Origin of the sequence: Bacteroides sp. 1_1_30 (assembly GCF_020982715.1) — a bacterium.
GTDB classification, from domain to species: domain Bacteria; phylum Bacteroidota; class Bacteroidia; order Bacteroidales; family Bacteroidaceae; genus Bacteroides; species Bacteroides xylanisolvens.
The window spans coordinates 39385-58669 of record NZ_JAJKHN010000004.1 but is presented as its reverse complement, the minus strand read 5'-3'; the positions used below and the strand labels follow the sequence as shown (position 1 = coordinate 58669).

Annotated in this window: 18 protein-coding genes; 15 read left to right on the top strand and 3 right to left on the bottom strand. The window is 46.7% G+C overall.

Annotated elements, in window-relative coordinates:
* The first annotated feature begins 3 nt into the window (after positions 1-3).
* The 9 genes from ltrA to LPH68_RS01760 all read left to right on the top strand — a co-directional run bounded on the left by ltrA (position 4) and on the right by LPH68_RS01760 (position 12006).
* Positions 4-1671 (top strand): group II intron reverse transcriptase/maturase, encoded by a 1668-nt coding sequence (gene ltrA / locus LPH68_RS01800; RefSeq protein WP_032852949.1) that lies wholly within the window; start codon positions 4-6, stop codon positions 1669-1671.
* A gap of 1 nt (position 1672) precedes the next feature.
* Positions 1673-2938 carry a hypothetical protein gene (locus LPH68_RS01795; RefSeq protein WP_032852894.1) on the top strand — a complete coding sequence of 422 codons (1266 nt, stop codon included), beginning with the start codon at positions 1673-1675 and terminating at the stop codon, positions 2936-2938.
* A gap of 656 nt (positions 2939-3594) precedes the next feature.
* A complete protein-coding gene (gene tet(Q) / locus LPH68_RS01790; protein ID WP_004293868.1) occupies positions 3595-5520 on the top strand; it encodes a tetracycline resistance ribosomal protection protein Tet(Q) in 1926 nt (641 codons plus the stop codon).
* Positions 5520-7838, top strand: a complete 2319-nt coding sequence (locus LPH68_RS01785) for an ATP-binding protein (protein WP_004348456.1) — start codon at positions 5520-5522, stop codon at positions 7836-7838. Before tet(Q) ends, LPH68_RS01785 begins: the two co-directional genes overlap by 1 nt.
* A complete protein-coding gene (locus LPH68_RS01780; RefSeq protein ID WP_004293870.1) occupies positions 7831-9153 on the top strand; it encodes a sigma-54 dependent transcriptional regulator in 1323 nt (440 codons plus the stop codon). The genes LPH68_RS01785 and LPH68_RS01780 overlap by 8 nt, the downstream gene beginning before the upstream one ends.
* A 279-nt stretch (positions 9154-9432) precedes the next feature.
* Positions 9433-9855 carry a dihydrofolate reductase family protein gene (locus LPH68_RS01775; protein WP_004293871.1) on the top strand — a complete coding sequence of 141 codons (423 nt, stop codon included), beginning with the start codon at positions 9433-9435 and terminating at the stop codon, positions 9853-9855.
* 238 nt (positions 9856-10093) lie between these two features.
* A complete protein-coding gene (locus LPH68_RS01770; protein WP_004293872.1) occupies positions 10094-10699 on the top strand; it encodes an RteC domain-containing protein in 606 nt (201 codons plus the stop codon).
* Positions 10700-10802: 103 nt separating this feature from the next.
* Complete coding sequence (locus LPH68_RS01765; RefSeq protein WP_004293873.1) at positions 10803-11282, top strand: Panacea domain-containing protein; 480 nt, start codon at positions 10803-10805, stop codon at positions 11280-11282.
* A complete protein-coding gene (locus tag LPH68_RS01760; RefSeq protein ID WP_004293874.1) occupies positions 11251-12006 on the top strand; it encodes a hypothetical protein in 756 nt (251 codons plus the stop codon). Before LPH68_RS01765 ends, LPH68_RS01760 begins: the two co-directional genes overlap by 32 nt.
* 52 nt (positions 12007-12058) lie before the next feature.
* Here LPH68_RS01760 and mobC read toward each other — a convergent pair whose 3' ends face one another.
* From mobC to mobA, 3 genes are read right to left on the bottom strand one after another with little or no spacing between them, the layout of a single operon-like run.
* A complete protein-coding gene (mobC, locus tag LPH68_RS01755) occupies positions 12059-14068 on the bottom strand; it encodes a conjugal transfer protein MobC (protein ID WP_004348455.1) in 2010 nt (669 codons plus the stop codon).
* Positions 14069-14098: 30 nt separating this feature from the next.
* Positions 14099-15346 (bottom strand): conjugal transfer protein MobB, encoded by a 1248-nt coding sequence (gene mobB / locus LPH68_RS01750; RefSeq protein WP_005790811.1) that lies wholly within the window; start codon positions 15344-15346, stop codon positions 14099-14101.
* Positions 15325-15753, bottom strand: a complete 429-nt coding sequence (mobA, locus tag LPH68_RS01745) for a conjugal transfer protein MobA (RefSeq protein WP_005790810.1) — start codon at positions 15751-15753, stop codon at positions 15325-15327. Before mobA ends, mobB begins: the two co-directional genes overlap by 22 nt.
* A gap of 385 nt (positions 15754-16138) precedes the next feature.
* Here mobA and LPH68_RS01740 point away from each other — a divergent pair, with 385 nt between their 5' ends.
* The 6 genes from LPH68_RS01740 to LPH68_RS01715 all read left to right on the top strand — a co-directional run bounded on the left by LPH68_RS01740 (position 16139) and on the right by LPH68_RS01715 (position 19280).
* Positions 16139-16378: a hypothetical protein gene (locus LPH68_RS01740; protein ID WP_025819417.1), complete on the top strand. Its 240-nt coding sequence runs from the start codon at positions 16139-16141 to the stop codon at positions 16376-16378.
* A 56-nt stretch (positions 16379-16434) separates the two neighbouring features.
* Positions 16435-17190, top strand: a complete 756-nt coding sequence (locus LPH68_RS01735; RefSeq protein WP_005790809.1) for a ParA family protein — start codon at positions 16435-16437, stop codon at positions 17188-17190.
* Positions 17191-17195: 5 nt separating this feature from the next.
* Positions 17196-17645 (top strand): DUF3408 domain-containing protein, encoded by a 450-nt coding sequence (locus LPH68_RS01730; RefSeq protein WP_005790808.1) that lies wholly within the window; start codon positions 17196-17198, stop codon positions 17643-17645.
* 20 nt (positions 17646-17665) lie between these two features.
* Positions 17666-18025, top strand: a complete 360-nt coding sequence (locus tag LPH68_RS01725; protein WP_005790806.1) for a DUF3408 domain-containing protein — start codon at positions 17666-17668, stop codon at positions 18023-18025.
* A complete protein-coding gene (locus tag LPH68_RS01720) occupies positions 18022-18762 on the top strand; it encodes a hypothetical protein (RefSeq protein ID WP_005790803.1) in 741 nt (246 codons plus the stop codon). Before LPH68_RS01725 ends, LPH68_RS01720 begins: the two co-directional genes overlap by 4 nt.
* A 200-nt stretch (positions 18763-18962) precedes the next feature.
* Positions 18963-19280, top strand: a complete 318-nt coding sequence (locus LPH68_RS01715) for a DUF4134 domain-containing protein (RefSeq protein ID WP_005790801.1) — start codon at positions 18963-18965, stop codon at positions 19278-19280.
* Positions 19281-19285: the final 5 nt, after the last annotated feature.

Here is a 19285-nt window from a genome sequence, read left to right as displayed (position 1 = left end):
CAAATGAACGAAAACAAGACATCGTGTGCGCCTGCTGACAATCAGCAAACACTTTGGGACAGAATAGACTGGAATAAGGCGGAGTTGGCTGTCAGAAAGCTACAAGCGCGTATTGTAAAGGCTCAGAAGGAAGGCAGACCGGGCAAGGTGAAAGCCTTGCAGTGGACGCTGACCCACTCTTTTTACGCAAAAGCCTTAGCCGTAAAGAGAGTTACTTCTAATGGAGGTGGCAACACCCCCGGGGTGGACATGGAAACATGGGAGAAACCCGAAGCAAAAACACAAGCGATAAGCGAACTCAAACGCAGAGGCTACCAGCCGAAGCCATTGAGAAGAGTCCACATCAAAAAGAGTAATGGCAAACTGCGACCGTTGGGAATACCGACAATGAAAGACAGAGCCATGCAAGCACTCTACCTCATGGCATTGGAACCAGTGTCGGAAACAACAGCCGACACACGTTCATACGGTTTCCGCAAGGAACGTCGCTGTATGGATGCGGTAATGCAATGCCATAACATTCTCCGAAAAGGCTATTCTCCCGAATGGATTCTGGAGGGTGACATAAAGGGGTGCTTCGACCATATCAGCCATGAATGGCTGCTTGCCAACATCCCTATGGATAAGGCAATGCTCCGAAAATGGTTGAAATGCGGCTATATCTTCAACAAACAGATGTTCCCGACAGAGGAGGGAACACCACAAGGTGGTATTATCTCTCCCACGCTTGCCAATATGACATTGGACGGATTGCAGAAAGTCCTTGCAGAGAAATATAAACGAGTTAGAATCAAAGGCAAGTTATATTCGCCAATGGTGAATCTTGTCCGCTACGCTGATGACTTTATAATTACCTGCGAGAACCGTGAAACACTTGAAAAGGAAATCAAGCCATTGGTAGCCTACTTTATGTCTGAAAGAGGTCTGACCTTATCAGAAGAAAAGACGGTGATAACCAATATCCGTGACGGTTTCGATTTTCTCGGTTTCAATATCCGCAAATACGGCAATGAAATATTGACCAAGCCGACCAAGAAAGCCGAAAAACGCTTTATGGAGAATATCCGTAAGGTGACAAAAGGCCATAAGGGTTGCAAGCAGGAATCATTAATCAGGATGTTGAATGCTAAAATCCGAGGATGGGGAGCATATTATCAGCATGGGGCGACACGTGATTCTTTTCATAGAATTGACCATCAGATATTTCTCGCCTTGTGGCAATGGGCTAAACGCCGTCATTCCAAGAAAGGGAAACGGTGGATAAAAGACCGTTATTGGCACAATATCCGAGGGAACAGCTGGACTTTTGCGGCTAAGTTCAAGAAATCAAACGGCAAAGAAGACCAACTTACCTTGTTGAAACTGGCATCTTCGTTTCCTTTCCTGCAATATACGCAGATAAAGGGGGACATGAATCCGTTTGATGCAGATTGCCGCTTGTACTTCAATAAAAGAATGAAGTCAAAAATACTTGTGACACTGAAAGGACGTAAGTCCCTGCTTTACCTATGGGAAAAGCAAGGTCGGAAATGTCCGATATGTGGTGAACCGATTGACACGCATAAGGCATGGAACGTAATGCCAACCGTCCAAGACGGACGGAAATGTAATCTGTTGGTTCATGATGAATGTTTCAAATTATCCCGTAAAACCAATGGAAACAAGAAGTAGTATGAGCCGGTCTCTGCACACGAACAGAGACTTAGAAAAGCTTGAGCCGTATGAGGGGAAACCCTCATGTACGGTTCTGAGGGGGGAAGAGGGCAGTAATGCTCTTGACCTACCCGATCGACCGTCCGACCTGCAACAGCGTGACGGACGCGGAGTTAGAGCCGGAAACGAAATTGCCAAGCATTTCGCCGGGAACAACGTGGACGTAATCATCTACGCGGTGGAGAAGTCACTGGACAGCTACAAGTTCAACCTCCTGCACTGCAAGCAGACTTTCATCAGCCAGCTCAAAAGCGGTGCTATGGGGGCGCGTACCATCGACGAGGGGGCAGTGGACGAGAAATCGGGCATGAACTTTTCGGAATATATGGCGTTGCTATCCGGCAACACCGACCTGCTGGACAAGGCGAAACTTGAAAAGCGCATCGCCTCGCTCGAAGGGGAACGCAAGTCGTTTAACAAGGGCAAGCGTGATTCGGAGTTCAAGTTAGAGTCGAAGACGGGCGAGTTGCGTAACAACACGGCTTTCATAGATGCCATGACGGAGGACTGGAACCGCTTCCTTTCGGTGGCGCAGACCGACAGGGAGGGCAACCGCCTTAATATAATAAAGGTGGACGGTGTGGATTCCGCCGATGAGAAGGTTATCGGAAAGCGTTTGCAGGAGATAGCGAAAAACGCCACTACGGGCGGGCTTTACACACAGGTCGGAGAACTGTACGGTTTTCCGATAAAGGTGGTGAGCGAGAGGATACTCAAAGAGGGATTGGAGTTTACCGACAACCGCTTCGTGGTAGAGGGGAACTACAAGTACACCTATAACAACGGACATCTGGCAATGGCTGATCCGATGGCTGCCGCCCGAAACTTCCTGAACGCGATGGAGAGGATACCCTCCATTATCGACCAGTACAAGGCGAAGAACGAGGTGCTGGAGAGGGAGATACCGCAGTTGCAGGAGATAGCGGGCAAGGTGTGGAAGAAGGAGGACGAGCTGAAGCAGCTGAAATCCGAACTTGCCGCCCTTGACCGAAAAATACAGCTGGAACTTGCGCCGCCCACGCCCGAAGTCGCCGAAAAGGAGAAAGAAGGGCAACAGGTCAAGCCGGAAGCGGAAGATGTGAGGAACAGGCAGGCGCAATATCCCGAAAATGCACCGCCGCAGATACGCAGTCCGGCGGATAGTATCGTTGCCAACCATGTCATAATCGGGCGTCCGGGACTGTATGCCAAGGAGGAAACCCGGTTCAAAGGATTGAAAATATAACCTTAGGAATTTTATCTGAAGTATTAATAAGGGCTATCCCAAAAGGTCTAAAAGTAAATTTTATCCTTTCTGCAAGTATCTGTAGGATGGCAACTGCATTTTTTTCTTTTTGGGCAGCCCTTATTAAAATTTATTCTTATTTTAGGTTATATACATTCATGTCCATTTATGTAAAAAATCCTGCTGACCTTGTTTATGTCTTGTCAGTCACCATTTGCAAAACCATATTTGACCCTCAAAGAGGCTGAATTTGATAAGCAACTTGCTACATACTCATAATAAGGAGCTAAATAGAACACGAATGGGAAATACTCAAATGCCAAACTAAAGAAGATATTGGCCAAAATAAACGCTATACCGAGAGAGAAACTTGATTTTTCAACTTCCTAAAACAGTGTTGTTCAAACATTTCTACTTATTTGTACTTACCAGTTGAACCTACGTTTCCCTAATAAAATGTCTATGGTAAAAAGTTAAAAAATCCTCCTACTTTTGTTAGATATATTTTTTTGTGTAATTTTGTAATCGTTATGCGGCAGTAATAATATACATATTAATACGAGTTAGGAATCCTGTAGTTCTCATATGCTACGAGGAGGTATTAAAAGGTGCGTTTCGACAATGCATCTATTGTAGTATATTATTGCTTAATCCAAATGAATATTATAAATTTAGGAATTCTTGCTCACATTGATGCAGGAAAAACTTCCGTAACCGAGAATCTGCTGTTTGCCAGTGGAGCAACGGAAAAGTGCGGCTGTGTGGATAATGGTGACACCATAACGGACTCTATGGATATAGAGAAACGTAGAGGAATTACTGTTCGGGCTTCTACGACATCTATTATCTGGAATGGTGTGAAATGCAATATCATTGACACTCCGGGACACATGGATTTTATTGCGGAAGTGGAGCGGACATTCAAAATGCTTGATGGAGCAGTCCTCATCTTATCCGCAAAGGAAGGCATACAAGCGCAGACAAAGTTGCTGTTCAATACTTTACAGAAGCTGCAAATCCCGACAATTATATTTATCAATAAGATTGACCGAGCCGGTGTGAATTTGGAGCGTTTGTATCTGGATATAAAAGCAAATCTGTCTCAAGATGTCCTGTTTATGCAAAATGTTGTCGATGGATCGGTTTATCCGGTTTGCTCCCAAACATATATAAAGGAAGAATACAAAGAATTTGTATGCAACCATGACGACAATATATTAGAACGATATTTGGCGGATAGCGAAATTTCACCGGCTGATTATTGGAATACGATAATCGCTCTTGTGGCAAAAGCCAAAGTCTATCCGGTGCTACATGGATCAGCAATGTTCAATATCGGTATCAATGAGTTGTTGGACGCCATCACTTCTTTTATACTTCCTCCGGCATCGGTCTCAAACAGACTTTCATCTTATCTTTATAAGATAGAGCATGACCCCAAAGGACATAAAAGAAGTTTTCTAAAAATAATTGACGGAAGTCTGAGACTTCGAGACGTTGTAAGAATCAACGATTCGGAAAAATTCATCAAGATTAAAAATCTAAAAACTATCAATCAGGGCAGAGAGATAAATGTTGATGAAGTGGGCGCCAATGATATCGCGATTGTAGAGGATATGGATGATTTTCGAATCGGAAATTATTTAGGTGCTGAACCTTGTTTGATTCAAGGATTATCGCATCAGCATCCCGCTCTCAAATCCTCCGTCCGGCCAGACAGGCCCGAAGAGAGAAGCAAGGTGATATCCGCTCTGAATACATTGTGGATTGAAGACCCGTCTTTGTCCTTTTCCATAAACTCATATAGTGATGAATTGGAAATCTCGTTATATGGTTTAACCCAAAAGGAAATCATACAGACATTGCTGGAAGAACGATTTTCCGTAAAGGTCCATTTTGATGAGATCAAGACTATATACAAAGAACGACCTGTAAAAAAGGTCAATAAGATTATTCAGATCGAAGTGCCGCCCAACCCTTATTGGGCCACAATAGGGCTGACTCTTGAACCCTTACCGTTAGGGACAGGGTTGCAAATCGAAAGTGACATCTCCTATGGTTATCTGAACCATTCTTTTCAAAATGCCGTTTTTGAAGGGATTCGTATGTCTTGCCAATCCGGGTTACATGGATGGGAAGTGACTGATCTGAAAGTAACTTTTACTCAAGCCGAGTATTATAGCCCGGTAAGTACACCTGCTGATTTCAGACAGCTGACCCCTTATGTCTTCAGGCTGGCCTTGCAACAGTCAGGTGTGGACATTCTCGAACCGATGCTCTATTTTGAGTTGCAGATACCCCAAGCGGCAAGTTCCAAAGCTATTACAGATTTGCAAAAAATGATGTCTGAGATTGAAGACATCAGTTGCAATAATGAGTGGTGTCATATTAAAGGGAAAGTTCCATTAAATACAAGTAAAGACTATGCATCAGAAGTAAGTTCATACACTAAGGGCTTAGGCATTTTTATGGTTAAGCCATGCGGGTATCAAATAACAAAAGGCGGTTATTCTGATAATATCCGCATGAACGAAAAAGATAAACTTTTATTCATGTTCCAAAAATCAATGTCATCAAAATAATGGAGCGGTCAGGAAATTTCTATAAGGCAATACAGTTGGGATATATACTTATCTCCATTCTTATCGGATGTATGGCATATAATAGCCTCTATGAATGGCAGGAGATAGAAGCATTAGAACTTGGCAATAAAAAAATAGACGAGCTCCGAAAAGAAATAAACAATATCAATATTCAAATGATAAAATTTTCTCTATTGGGTGAAACAATACTGGAATGGAACGATAAAGATATCGAGCATTACCATGCACGGCGTATGGCAATGGACAGTATGCTTTGCCGTTTCAAGGCCACCTATCCAGCAGAGCGCATCGATAGTGTGCGCAGTCTTTTAGAGGATAAGGAACGACAGATGTTCCAGATAGTCCGGTTAATGGATGAACAACAATCTATTAACAAGAAGATAGCCAATCAAATTCCGGTTATTGTGCAGAAAAGTGTGCAGGAACAGTCCAAAAAGCCAAAACGAAAAGGTTTCTTGAGCATCTTCGGCAAAAAAGAGGGAACGAAGCCAACGACAACAACGACTACGCTCCGTTCATCCAATAGAAACATGGTCAACGAACAGAATGCGCAGAGCCGTCGATTGTCAGAACAAGCCGATAGTCTTGCTGCCCGTAATGCAGAACTTAACAGACAACTGCAAGGATTGATTTGCCAAATCGAAAAGAAGGTGCAATCTGATTTACAAAATAGAGAAAGCGAGATAACAGCCATGCGTAAAAAATCATTTATGCAGATAGGCGGCTTGATGGGATTTGTTCTTTTGCTGTTGGTCATTTCCTATATCATCATACACCGTGATGCAAAGAACATTAAACGATACAAACGCAAGACAACGGATTTGATCGAGCAATTGGAACAGTCCGTGCAACAAAATGAGATACTCATAACCTCCCGAAAGAAAGCGGTATATACTATTACCCATGAGTTGCGTACACCACTGACGGCAATAACCGGCTATACCGAACTTTTGCGGAAAGAATGCAATAGCGGTAATAATGGGCAATATATCCAAAATATACTGCAATCCTCCGACCGTATGCGGGATATGCTCAACACTTTGCTTGACTTCTTCCGCCTGGACAACGGCAAGGAACAGCCCCGTCTGTCACCCTGCCGGATTTCTGCAATCACGCACACACTTGAAACGGAGTTCATGCCTGTTGCCGTGAACAAAGGGTTGTCCTTGTCCGTGAAGACTGGACACGATGCCATTGTATTGACCGACAAAGAGCGAATAATACAAATCGGGAATAACCTGCTGTCAAACGCTGTCAAGTTCACAGAAGAAGGCGGTGTTTCTTTGATTACTGAATATGATAATGGAGTTCTGACACTGGTCATTGAAGATACAGGTACAGGCATGACAGAAGAGGAACAGAAACAAGCGTTCGGTGCGTTTGAACGTCTATCAAATGCCGCTGCAAAGGAGGGTTTCGGGCTTGGGCTTGCCATAATGCGTAATATTGTGTCGATGCTTGGCGGAACAATCCGTTTGGACAGCAAGAAAGGGAAAGGCAGTCGTTTCACAGTTGAAATTTCTATGCAGGAAGCTGAAGAACAGCTTGGATATACAAGCAATACACCTGTTTATCATAACAATAAATTCCATGATGTTGTCGCCATTGACAATGATGAGGTATTACTTCTAATGCTGAAAGAGATGTATTCCCAAGAAGGAATACACTGCGACACTTGCACCGATGCTGCGGCACTGATGGAAATGATACGCCAGAAAGAATACAGCCTGTTGCTGACAGACTTGAATATGCCTGGTATAAACGGTTTCGAATTGCTGGAACTGTTGCGTTCGTCCAACGTGGGCAATTCACCAACAATCCCGGTGGTTGTGGCAACCGCTTCGGGCAGTTGTAACAAAGGGGAACTATTGGCAAAAGGCTTTGCCGGATGCCTGTTCAAGCCGTTCTCCATATCGGAACTGATGGAGGTTTCCGACAGGTGTGCCATAAAAGCGACACCGGACGGGAAACCGGACTTTTCCGCCTTATTGTCCTATGGCAATGAAGCCGTCATGCTGGAAAAGTTGATAACTGAAACAGAAAAGGAAATGCAGGCGGTACGGGATGCAGCAAAAGAAAAAGACCTGCAAAAGCTGGATTCCCTGATCCACCACCTGCGCAGTTCGTGGGAGGTGCTCCGTGCCGACCAACCGCTGAATGTACTTTACGGATTGCTTCGTGGCGATGCTCTCCCGGATGGTGAAGCGTTAAGCCATGCCGTGACTGCTGTGCTGGATAAGGGAGTGGAAATAATACGGTTGGCAGAAGAGGAAAGGAGAAAATACGAAGATGGATAAGACAAAAATAATTGTGGTGGAAGACAACATCGTGTATTGCGAATATGTCTGCAATATGCTGTCACGGGAGGGCTACCGCAATATGAAGGCTTACCACCTCTCAACCGCGAAGAAACATCTGCAACAGGCAACAGATAATGATATCGTGGTTGCCGACCTGCGTCTGCCTGACGGCAGTGGCATAGACCTTTTGTGCTGGATGCGAAAGGAGGGAAAGATGCAGCCCTTCATCATTATGACCGACTACGCCGAAGTTAATACCGCCGTGGAAAGCATGAAACTCGGCTCGATAGACTATATTCCCAAACAGCTTGTGGAGGATAAACTTGTCCCCCTGATCCGTTCCATACTGAAAGAACGTCAGGCAGGACAACGCCGTATGCCTGTATTCGCCCGTGAAGGTTCCGCTTTTCAGAAAATCATGCACCGGATAAGGCTGGTAGCCGCCACCGACATGAGCGTGATGATATTTGGTGAGAACGGCACGGGTAAGGAGCATATTGCCCATCTGTTGCATGACAAGAGCAAACGTGCAGGCAAGCCATTTGTGGCGGTGGACTGCGGTTCACTCTCCAAAGAGCTTGCACCGTCGGCTTTCTTCGGACACGTCAAGGGAGCGTTTACAGGTGCGGACAATGCCAAGAAAGGATATTTCCATGAGGCGGAAGGCGGCACGCTTTTTCTGGACGAGGTAGGAAACCTCGCGTTGGAAACCCAACAGATGTTGCTCCGCGCCATACAGGAGAGGCGGTATCGCCCGGTCGGAGACAAGGCAGACCGGAATTTCAATGTCCGCATCATCGCTGCTACCAATGAAGATTTGGAAGTAGCGGTGAATGAAAAGCGTTTTCGGCAGGATCTTCTGTACCGCCTGCACGACTTCGGGATAACCGTTCCTCCGTTGCGTGACTGTCAGGAAGACATCATGCCGCTGGCAGAGTTCTTCCGTGATATGGCAAACAGAGAGCTGGAGTGTAGCGTGAGCGGGTTCAGTTCCGAAGCACGTAAAGCGTTGCTGACACACGCATGGCCGGGCAACGTGCGGGAACTTCGGCAGAAAGTTATGGGTGCTGTATTGCAGGCGCAGGAAGGTGTTGTCATGAAAGAGCATCTGGAACTTGCCGTGACGAAACCGACCTCTACTGTCAGCTTCGCCTTGCGCAATGACGCGGAGGATAAGGAGCGGATATTGCGTGCGTTGAAACAGGCAAACGGCAACCGGAGTGTCGCCGCAGAACTGCTCGGCATAGGCAGGACAACACTATACAGCAAACTTGAAGAGTATGGACTTAAATATAAATTCAAGCAATCATAGCCCGTAATTCACTGAATTTGGCTATCTTTGCATAACATTTGAGAAAAACGGCGATTGGCAGGAGCTTTTCGCCGCCAACATATAGGATAAGACCGCAAGGCGTTTCAAGCGAAAATCTGGTAAATTGGAACTACGGAGACGATTGCGTGATGCTTATGCTATGCTTACGCATAGCGTGCATTCACGTACTCTCCGTAAAGGCTTTACCAGAGCCATCGCTTGAAGGTAGTGTGAATTGCACGCTACTTTTTTACCCTTGCCTAACGAAAGGAAACGATTATGGGTAAAGTTCAGATTCTCGCCGTACTGACGATGGACGGATGTCTTTCTTCAGAGTTATATGATAAAGCACATCAGGATTTGTGCCTTGACCGTTGCGGTCTTGATGAAATCAGGAAGAAAGCCCTTTACCGTGTGACACCGGACTATTCCATTTCAATGCTGCACGAATGGAGAAAAGACGGCACAAACATCCGTTACCTCGCGGAAGCCACACTGGATACGGCAGATTATATAAACGGACTACTGCGTATGCACGCTGTGGATGAAATCATACTATACACCGTTCCTTTCATATCCGGAAGCGGACGACATTTTTTTAAGTCGGCTCTGCCAGAGCAACACTGGACGCTTTCCTCCTTGAAAAGCTATTCCAACGGTGTATGTCGCATTATCTATATCCTTGATAAAAAAGCAAGATAGCCAAAATGTGCGGCAAGCATACATTTCTATTTTCAGGAATAGAATAAATGTTCTGATTACAAACAATTTAAGTCGGAGATAATTTGTCCTTGTGAAAAAATATTGAATTTTATACCTCTGAAATCCAGTACTTTGTAAAATTGAGTGTTGGATTTTTTATTTTCTGCCGCGTTTTTTGCCAATTATATTCATGTGCGCACGCAGAAAACAAAGTGTAATTTTCAAAATTGACAGAACCATGAATTATTTCTTGCTGGCGGAAACCGACTTTTTCCGCCTGATAAACGAAGCCGGTGACTGCAATATGGAAACGGCATACACGGCTTTTGCCACCCAAGTGATCGAACTGTGTAACGGTAGCATGGACGCGAACCTTACCGTCATCGCGCTTGCCTACATCGAAATCGAGTTGCAGCACCATCCCGTGCGCAACCTGTCAGAAGAAAAGAGAGAGATTGCCGCCTATGTCAGCAAGGCCCTGTCTTTCGTGAGGAAGATGCAGAAATTCCTTGCCACGCCCCAAGTGCCGCCACTGATATCCGCCAACAACACAACAGAAACCGCCACCAGCCTCCTGCAATGGACGGGCAATGCCATCGACCTCGTGGAACTTATCTACGGCATCGACGAGATGGGCTGCATCAACAACGGCAACATGCCGCTCAAACAGCTTGCCCCGCTCCTTTACAAGATATTCGGGGTTGAGTCGAAGGACTGCTACCGTTTCTACACCGATATCAAACGCCGGAAGAACGAAAGCCGCACCTACTTCCTTGACAGAATGCAGGAGAAATTGAACGAGAGGATGCTGCGCGATGATGAGTTGGATCGTATGAGGAGATAAAAAACAAATTCATTAGAATAAATCACATCAATTCAATTCATTATTTTGTTATATTAGAAAAAGATATTAACTTTGCATTGAAATTGATATAGTCATAATTCAGATGAACTCAATACACGATATAACAGACTACATTATCTTACGAGTAAAATCGGAAGATAGATTTGCGTCTTTAATAAATTTAAAGTTGCAGAAGTTATTGTATTATGTTCAAGCATGGTCTTATGGTATCAATAAAAAACCTATGTTTGACGGCGAGTTTGAAGCATGGATTCATGGTCCGGTAAATCGAGAAATCTACAATCGATTTAATTCTACAAAATATCTCTATTCAGAAATCAATATTGATGATTGCATGAATCACAATGTGAGTTTATCATCAGAAGACGCTGAATTCATTGACTTTATATTGGAGAATTATCTTAAATATAGCGGTGCTGAATTAGAACGATTGTCCCACAATGAGATGCCTTGGATTGAAACACGTGGAGATTTAAATGTAAATGAGCGTTGTGACAAGGTTATTACTCCAGAACTAATGATTGAGTATTATGGGAAAAAATGGGAAACTATTAAATCTTAATTCAGATTCTCCTAAATACGGAAACAAATCATTAGTTACCAAAGAACAAGAAAATGAGTTAAAGAGAAGGAAGATAACTTTTTCCTTCTCTTACTTTAAGCAGATACCTAATTTTCAGATTGGAGAGTGTTCTAAGGGATGGCATATTGGGCTTCTTGAAAGATTAGGTGCTTTGGGTACTATGACACCGCAAGAAGTATTAGAAGAAAATAGAGGTAGTATTGCATTAAGATGTCATCCAATAGATTGGAGTGCTAAAAACATTCCTATTCAACGAAAAGATTTAGATTGGCTACCAAAAGAAATATTGGACAATGAGACAGATTTTCCAATAATGCAATTTTCGATAACAAAAAGTACGGGGCGTATTGTAGGTTATTTTGATCGGGATTCTTCTATATTTCACATAGTATTATTAGATCCTGAACATAATATACAACCGGCAAAGAAAACTAATTATCAAATACAACCAACTACAAAAGGGTTATCTCAATATGATGATTTATTAAATAAGTTGGAACGAATTAAAAGTATCGTATCAGATTGTTCTGATAAAAAGTGCAAATTGCATTCACATATTAGTGTTATAGAAGAATTACATGACAATATTGTTTATATAGGACTTGATAATGACTTCTATAGCACTTATCAAGAAATCTTAAAGAAAATTCCATTGCAAAAAATTTTGGAAAACGGAATCTTAGTAAGTATGGATAATGCTTAAGTTCTAAAAAAATGAAGAAAGGTTTATGGTAAGCCTTTCTTCATTTTTTTATTTACTTCTGCTGCAACAGATATTTCAGGTTATCATCGCCCGCGATGCGCTCCAGTTCCTCCTGCACAATCTGCTTCACCTCTTCCTTGATACGCCGGTAGTTCGCCTGCACCGTTTCTTTCATGCGGTCGTTGCCGTCCTCGTCCGTGAAATCGGTAATGACCGGAATTTTCTTGTAGGCACGTTCCTCCCGCTTCACCTTCTCGGCATCCACCACAATCTCGCAGTGAAAAATTTTCTGTTCGATACGTTCGTTGAAGTTGTCGGACACCGAACCGACAAACATTCCCTGCGTCAGACCGGAAATCTTGCTCGGCGGAATGAGCGCATCCATCTGCGTGTTGATGGAGGTGGAAACATCCTGCCGGTTGATGGAGATAGACTGCCGTTTCTGCAACACCTTACCGAACCGTTCCGATAGTGTCTTTGCCGTTTCACCTACCACCTGCCCGGAGAAAATGTTACCGACCGTATTCATCACCACTTTCGCCTCCTTATCACCGTAGTCGCGCACCAGCTGGCTGAAATCCTGAAATCCCAGACACACGGCAACCTTGTTGCTTCGGGCGGTGGCTATAAGGTTGTCCAACCCCTTGAAGTATATCGTGGGCAGCTCGTCGATGATGACCGATGACTTCAGCATTCCCTTCTTGTTGATGAGTTTCACGATACGGGAGTTATACAATCCGAGAGCCGCCCCGTAGATGTTCTGACGGTCGGGATTGTTGCCCACGCATAGGATTTTCGGCTCTTCGGGATTGTTGATGTCCAGCGTAAACTCGCTGTCCGACATCACCCAATAGAGCTGCGGGGAAATCATCCTCGAAAGCGGGATTTTCGCCGACGCTATCTGCCCCATGAGCTGCTCCGCAGCCCCTCCGAGCCAAGCATCCATGAACGGGGAAAGGTAGTTTTCCAGCTCCGGGTAAGAGGTCAGTATCGGGAAAATATCCTCGTAGCGGCGGTTCAAAAACTCGATGGCATGGGGAAACGTGCAATACTTCCCGTTCTGATAGATTTTGAGATACCAGATAATGCTGGCAAACAAAATGATAGGTGACTCCACGAAGAAGTCGCCCTGCTTTTGCACCCAAGTTTTATTGAGGTTAAGCATTATCGTGTAGGCACTCTCGTAAGCGTCCGTAATATCCTCCATGAAATCCGGGTGTATGGGATTGCAACGGTGTGAGCGTCGCGGGTCGTCGAAATTGATCACATAGAATTTCGGCTTCACCTTGTAGCCCTCCGGGTGGTTCAGCAAATGGTTGTAGGCTATGGTGGACAAGTCACTGAATTTGAAGTCATATACATACATCGAGAAGCCCTTTTCAATCTGTTGCTTGATAAAATTGTTTACCACGGCGTATGACTTGCCGCTGCCCGGCGTACCCAACACGATGGACGCACGGAAGGGATTCACCACATTGATCCAGCCATTGTTCCAACGCTTTTTGTAATAGAAGCGTGTGGGCAGATTGACCGAATACTCGCTTTCGATGAGCCTCGTTTCCTGCATGAAACTCTCATTCTCGTTGTTGAAAACATCCTCCATCAGATTGTGTTTCAACAGGCGGCTCATCCACAGCCCGCCCATCAAAAGACAGACATAGCCCGTGCCGATGGTAAGGATATACAAGCCCGTCACCGCTTCAACCGGCAGCGGCAGAGCCAGTATCCACCAGTTGAGGAAAAACAGCACGAATCCGGCGGCGAGTGCCGTCCATATTCTTCCCCAAGTGATTTTCTCGCCCTTGACCCCTTTCGTACCCAGACAGGACAGGGCAAGCAGCAGGACGGCAAACAGTTTCGTGTACAGAATGGAATGGAACAGCCCCGCCGTGCGGTCGAAGTTCAGAAGGATTTTGTCCACCACACCGATGTTCACGCCCCATAGCCGGATGGCTTCGTAGCAGAACCAGTACACGTTCATGACCACTAAAATGATACTCACGGCACGCAGAAAATCCATGATTTTCGCCAATGCCCTCAAATCGTCTTCTTGTTGTGACATACATTGATTTTTTAATTGTTGATACTCCGATTACAAACCCAAGCCCTTGCGCTTTTTCTTCTTTTTGCGCTTCATCGCCCGGATGAAAGCCTCTTCCTCGGCATCTACCGCCGGACCTTCGGGAGTGAGCAAGCCCATTCCGCCCGATACGTCTTCACGGTCGTATGCGGTCTGTCCGTGTGCCTTGTCCGCAGCATCCATAGGGATGGATAACGGTATCGGCGGTTGTCCGGCGTATGGCAGGGTGAAGTGTTCCTGCAAGGCATTCGCCGAAAGCTCCTTGCCCATGCGCGAACCGTTCAGCACACTCCCCGTGCGGTGGTCGATGAAGGTAGCCCCGTAGATGCGCCCTTCCTCCGTGTAGCGCAGTACGGTGTCGATGCCCTTCTCTTTAAGTTGGGAAACAAACCTATCCTTGTCATAAGTGCCTTGCAGCACGGAAAGAACGGTACGTTTCGTCATGTCTGCCAGTTTCCTGTCCTTAATCTCCGATCTGGAACGTACAAACTTCTTCTGCATGGCTTCATAGCCTGCGGACTTCCCGAAGAGCGAGGACTTGAACGGGTTGCCCACCTTGTTGCCCCTGCCGTCCGTGACGGAATAGACCAGCCCGTGATATTCCCGTCCGCGCACGTTACCCCTCGCTTCCTCCACCGTCAGGTTATAGATGGAAAGGAGCGCACGGTATTCGCCCATCGTCTGGAAACGGTACTGCCCGTTCAGAGCTTTCACGGTGCCAGCCACCTGCTTCTTCACATCGCCTGCTGATGCGTCCACCTTGCGCAACGGGTTATCCAATCTCTGATTTTTACGTTCTGCCGGATGCAATCCGTACTTCTGTTCCAGTTCCCTGCGAATACGGTCGCTGCGGCGGTAGAGAAAATCCCGGTTGAGCCTTTTCCCGTTTTCGTCCACGTTGACCGTTACGATGTGCAGGTGGTGGCGGTCTATGTCCTCGTGCTTGAAAACAAGATAAGGCTGGTTTCCGAAACCGAGTTTTTCCAGATACTCGCGGGCGATATTCTGCAACTCAATATCGGTCAGCACATCCTCTGGGTGCGGGTTGAGCGAGATATGCACCACCGGCTTCTCGACCTTCATCTGCGGTGGCAGGAAGGTGTGGAAACCCTCCATCGCCTTGCTTATGTCCACCGTTCCCGAACCGTCATTGTAGATGCGGTTGGTGGTGAGAAGCCGCCCCTGCGCCTCGTTAATCTTCTCCCCGTTGTAGGCAATCGCGCCGTACAACGAGTCTCCTACACTGATTTTTGCGACCATTTTGCTTCCATTTCTCTCGACAATTCCACAATCTGACGGCTCAGTTTCACGAGTTCGACGGTGCGTTGCTCCAGCTTGTAGAGCAACGCCATCGCTTTTTTCTCGGAAAAATGCAGCCTCAATTCCTTCACGACTTGGTTGTAATTCGTCCCCACGGCGCGGAACTGCGCATGAAAATCCGATAGCTTGGTGTAGTAGTCCACCAGCGTCTTGTCCACCTTCAGCACCTTGAACGGTTGCCCGAAGAAGTGCGCTTTGAGGAAAACCGACCTTGCATAGACACCCGATTTTCCAAACATGGCGAGGAAACGGTTGTGTTCCTCTTCGTTGAAACGGACGGTGTAGCGGTACACCGCCGGATCGAGTTTGGGATTTCTCCCTGCTTTGCTTTTCCTTTTCTCTTTCATATCACTTTGGATTTAGCGGATTGACGGCATAAGCCGCCGCTTCTGTTCACGGCACCGCAGTTCTGAAAGGCTTTCCGACTTCGGAGGGAAAGCCCGTCCCCTGCAAGGGCAAGTGCTTTTCGTGGCTGCTCAAAATATTTTGAGCGGCTGAAAAGACATCTTGCTATGTTCAGGTGAACATAAAAATCCGTCAGGGGACGGATTGGGAAGATACCTTTCAGGACTCCGGCTGCGCCACCATCGGCGAACCCTGCTGTCCGGGGGCAAAGTTACGCCCTTAAAGCGGTATCGGACAGATGCTTGACCCGGTCAATGACTGCCAACCGGCGCAACGTGCTGCCACTTGCTTGGGAAGTGATACAAGTTTCAAAATATCATTGTTTATTTGCAGCATGATTCGGATGAAGGACTGAAAGCACACCCCTTCAATCGGATGTTCGGACAGCAATCCGGGCATCTGTCCAAACGGTCGGAAGCGGGTGTGAACGGACAACCGGATTTCCATTCCCGTATTCATGCGTATGAACCAAGGCTTGGACGGGTGGATATGCAATCGGATGTCCGCAGGCTTGGACGGATTGGTGAACAGGTAAATGAACGGACGGTAAAGCGTGCGTGCGTATGAATGGCAATACGCTGCCGTGACCGGACAGATGTGTAACTTAATAAATTATCAAACAAATGAAAGAGACAACTTATGTGGCAATCTCCACGCAGAAAGGAGGGGCCGGAAAGACAACCCTGACAGTGCTTGTGGCAAGCTACCTGCACTATGTGAAAGGCTACAACGTGGCCGTGGTGGACTGCGACTTTCCGCAGTACAGTATTCATGACATGCGCAAGCGTGACCTGAAAGCCGTCATGGAGGACGGGCATTACAAAGTGATGGCGTATGAGCAGCTCAAGCGGCTGAAGAAAAACCCGTACACAATCAGATGCAGCCGCGCGGAGGATGCGATAAGAACCGCCGAAAATCTGACGGAGGCACAGCCCGACCTTGATTTCGTGTTCTTCGACCTGCCGGGTACTATCAACAATGCCGATGTGGTACAGACTATCGCCAAGATGGACTACATCTTCACACCCATCATCGCAGACAGGGTGGTGATGGAAAGTTCCATCAAGTTCGCCACAGTCATTAACGAACAGATGATAAGCACGGGAAAATCCGGCATCAAAGGAATCTACCTTGTGTGGAACATGGTGGACGGACGCGAGAAGACGGAACTATACAAGGCATACGACAAGGTATGCGCCGAGTTCGCCCTGCCTATCCTCGAAACATTCCTGCCGGACAGCAAGCGTTTCCGCAAGGAAACAGCGGCGGAGCGCAAGGCGGTGTTCCGTTCCACGGCGTTCCCTGCGGACAAGACACTGGTACGCGGCAGCAACCTTGACCGCCTTGTGGATGAAATTCTCGGTATCATCAAAAATTGAGTGTCATGGCAAAGAAAGCAAGAATCGAGGACATCGACAGTGATGCCATAATCAACTCGTTCCGTATGGACGATGCAAGCATACCGCCGGAAGCAAGAAGCACGGACGGCAATGTATCGGATCTACCACCGAAGGAAGAACCGCAGTCGGCCGGACCCCAACCTGCATCACGTCCCAAAGAAGAAACGGAACGCAGGCGCAGGAACGGCAAGCCGGAGAAGACGGATTACGATTCCATGTTCGTGCGGGAGTCCAATGTCACGGCAAGGCTCGGAAAACAGGTGTACATCCGAAAGGAGTACCACGACCGCATACTGAAAATGCTACATATCATCGGAGGTAACGAGGTGACTATCGCCGGTTTTCTTGACAACGTGCTGACCTACCATTTCACACAGTTTCAAGACGAGATAGCGGAATCCTTCAAGCGACACATGGAGTCATACAATTTATAAACATTTTAATCAATAACAACATGAGAAGAAAGATGAATGACAGTCAGGCGGACAGCCTGCAAACAAGAAAGAGTGAGAGAAACGTTGCCCGTGCAGCGAAGTGTGCAACCGACAAAGGTCTGGGAAAGACCTGTGATGTTCCCGGAAAGGGAAAGGGCAGCAAGCCTATTGCGGCTTTCCTGCAATCGTCGGAAATCAAAACACGACAGTGCATATACATCTCCCGTGAAGTCCATGAGAAAGTCGCTATTGTCGCCAACCGATTGGGAAACGGATTGAGCATCGGCAAGTTCGTGGACAATGTTCTCCGTGACCATTTCAGACAATACGGTGAGAAGTACATGGAACAGATTGAAAACGCCAAAAAAGTGAGATTATGACAAAAGTATTCTTGATTGTATCGGTTGCCTGCAACGTCTGGTTCCTGCTCATGTTATTGTCTGACAGAATAACGGAAACAAAATTCGTCCGGTTCCTCAAAGGGGCTGCCGGATTATGGCGGTCGTTGGGAACGAAGAGTGAAAAGCAAGATACCTTGCATAGTGAAGCCTCGGATGAAGATGCGGACATCATCGGTAAGAGCCGTTTCAGGATGGCTCCAACTCGGACAACCGCTGCCATATCGACGCAAGAAGCAGCCATTTCGGAAAAAGGCATTGAGCTGTCGGAAGAAGAGGCTACTTTTGACGACGGAAACACGGAAACCGCATCGCGCCCGACACAAGTCCCGGAGGATAAACTCGATGAAACCTTCACGAGCATATCGCCGGAGGAACTGGAATACGGAGAGGATGAGCCGGAGGATGATGAACCGGGCAAGGGACAGGCTTCGGGAAGTGCATTCGAGGACATCGACATGGCAGTACGAACAATAAAGAAGGACTCACCGTCCGAAGCGGAGATGCGACACGCTGGAAAAGTCATGACGGAGCTTGACGGGACGGAGCTTTACTCCAGAATAACGGAACGCTTGACCGACGAAGCAATGAGCGAGAGGCTTGCCAAAGCAATGGCAGTCTTTGTGGACACGGTAAACACTACCGTGGCACAAGCAAAAAGCAAAGTGTTCGTCGTGCCTGACAACATCGAGGAGTTCGACATCCGCAACTATGTATGACAACTGAAAAAGGAAAGAACATGAAGGAATGACAATCAACCCACGCGGCGAGGAAGCGCAAGGCGCATCCGGTACGCAACGGACACACCCAAGTCCGTGGAAACAAAAGGGCGACCACTAAACCAAAGTAAAGTAAAAAAGTATCAACCGCCCGACAAAGGACCATCCACCCTTTCGACGGCAAAAAACAAGGACAGTTTATGAACAAGAACATCGTAAGAAACAGAAAAACAATCCTCTCTGCGGCACTCATCATCGCCGCAACCGCCTCCGCCTTCGCGCAGGGAAACGGCATCGCGGGCATCAACGAAGCCACCTCTATGGTGAGTTCCTATTTCGACCCCGGCACGAAACTGATATACGCCATCGGCGCGGTCGTCGGGCTTATCGGGGGCGTGAAAGTGTACGGGAAATTTTCATCGGGCGACCCCGACACCTCAAAAACAGCCGCAAGCTGGTTCGGCGCGTGCATCTTCCTGATTGTAGCCGCCACCATCCTGCGCTCATTCTTCCTCTAATATAA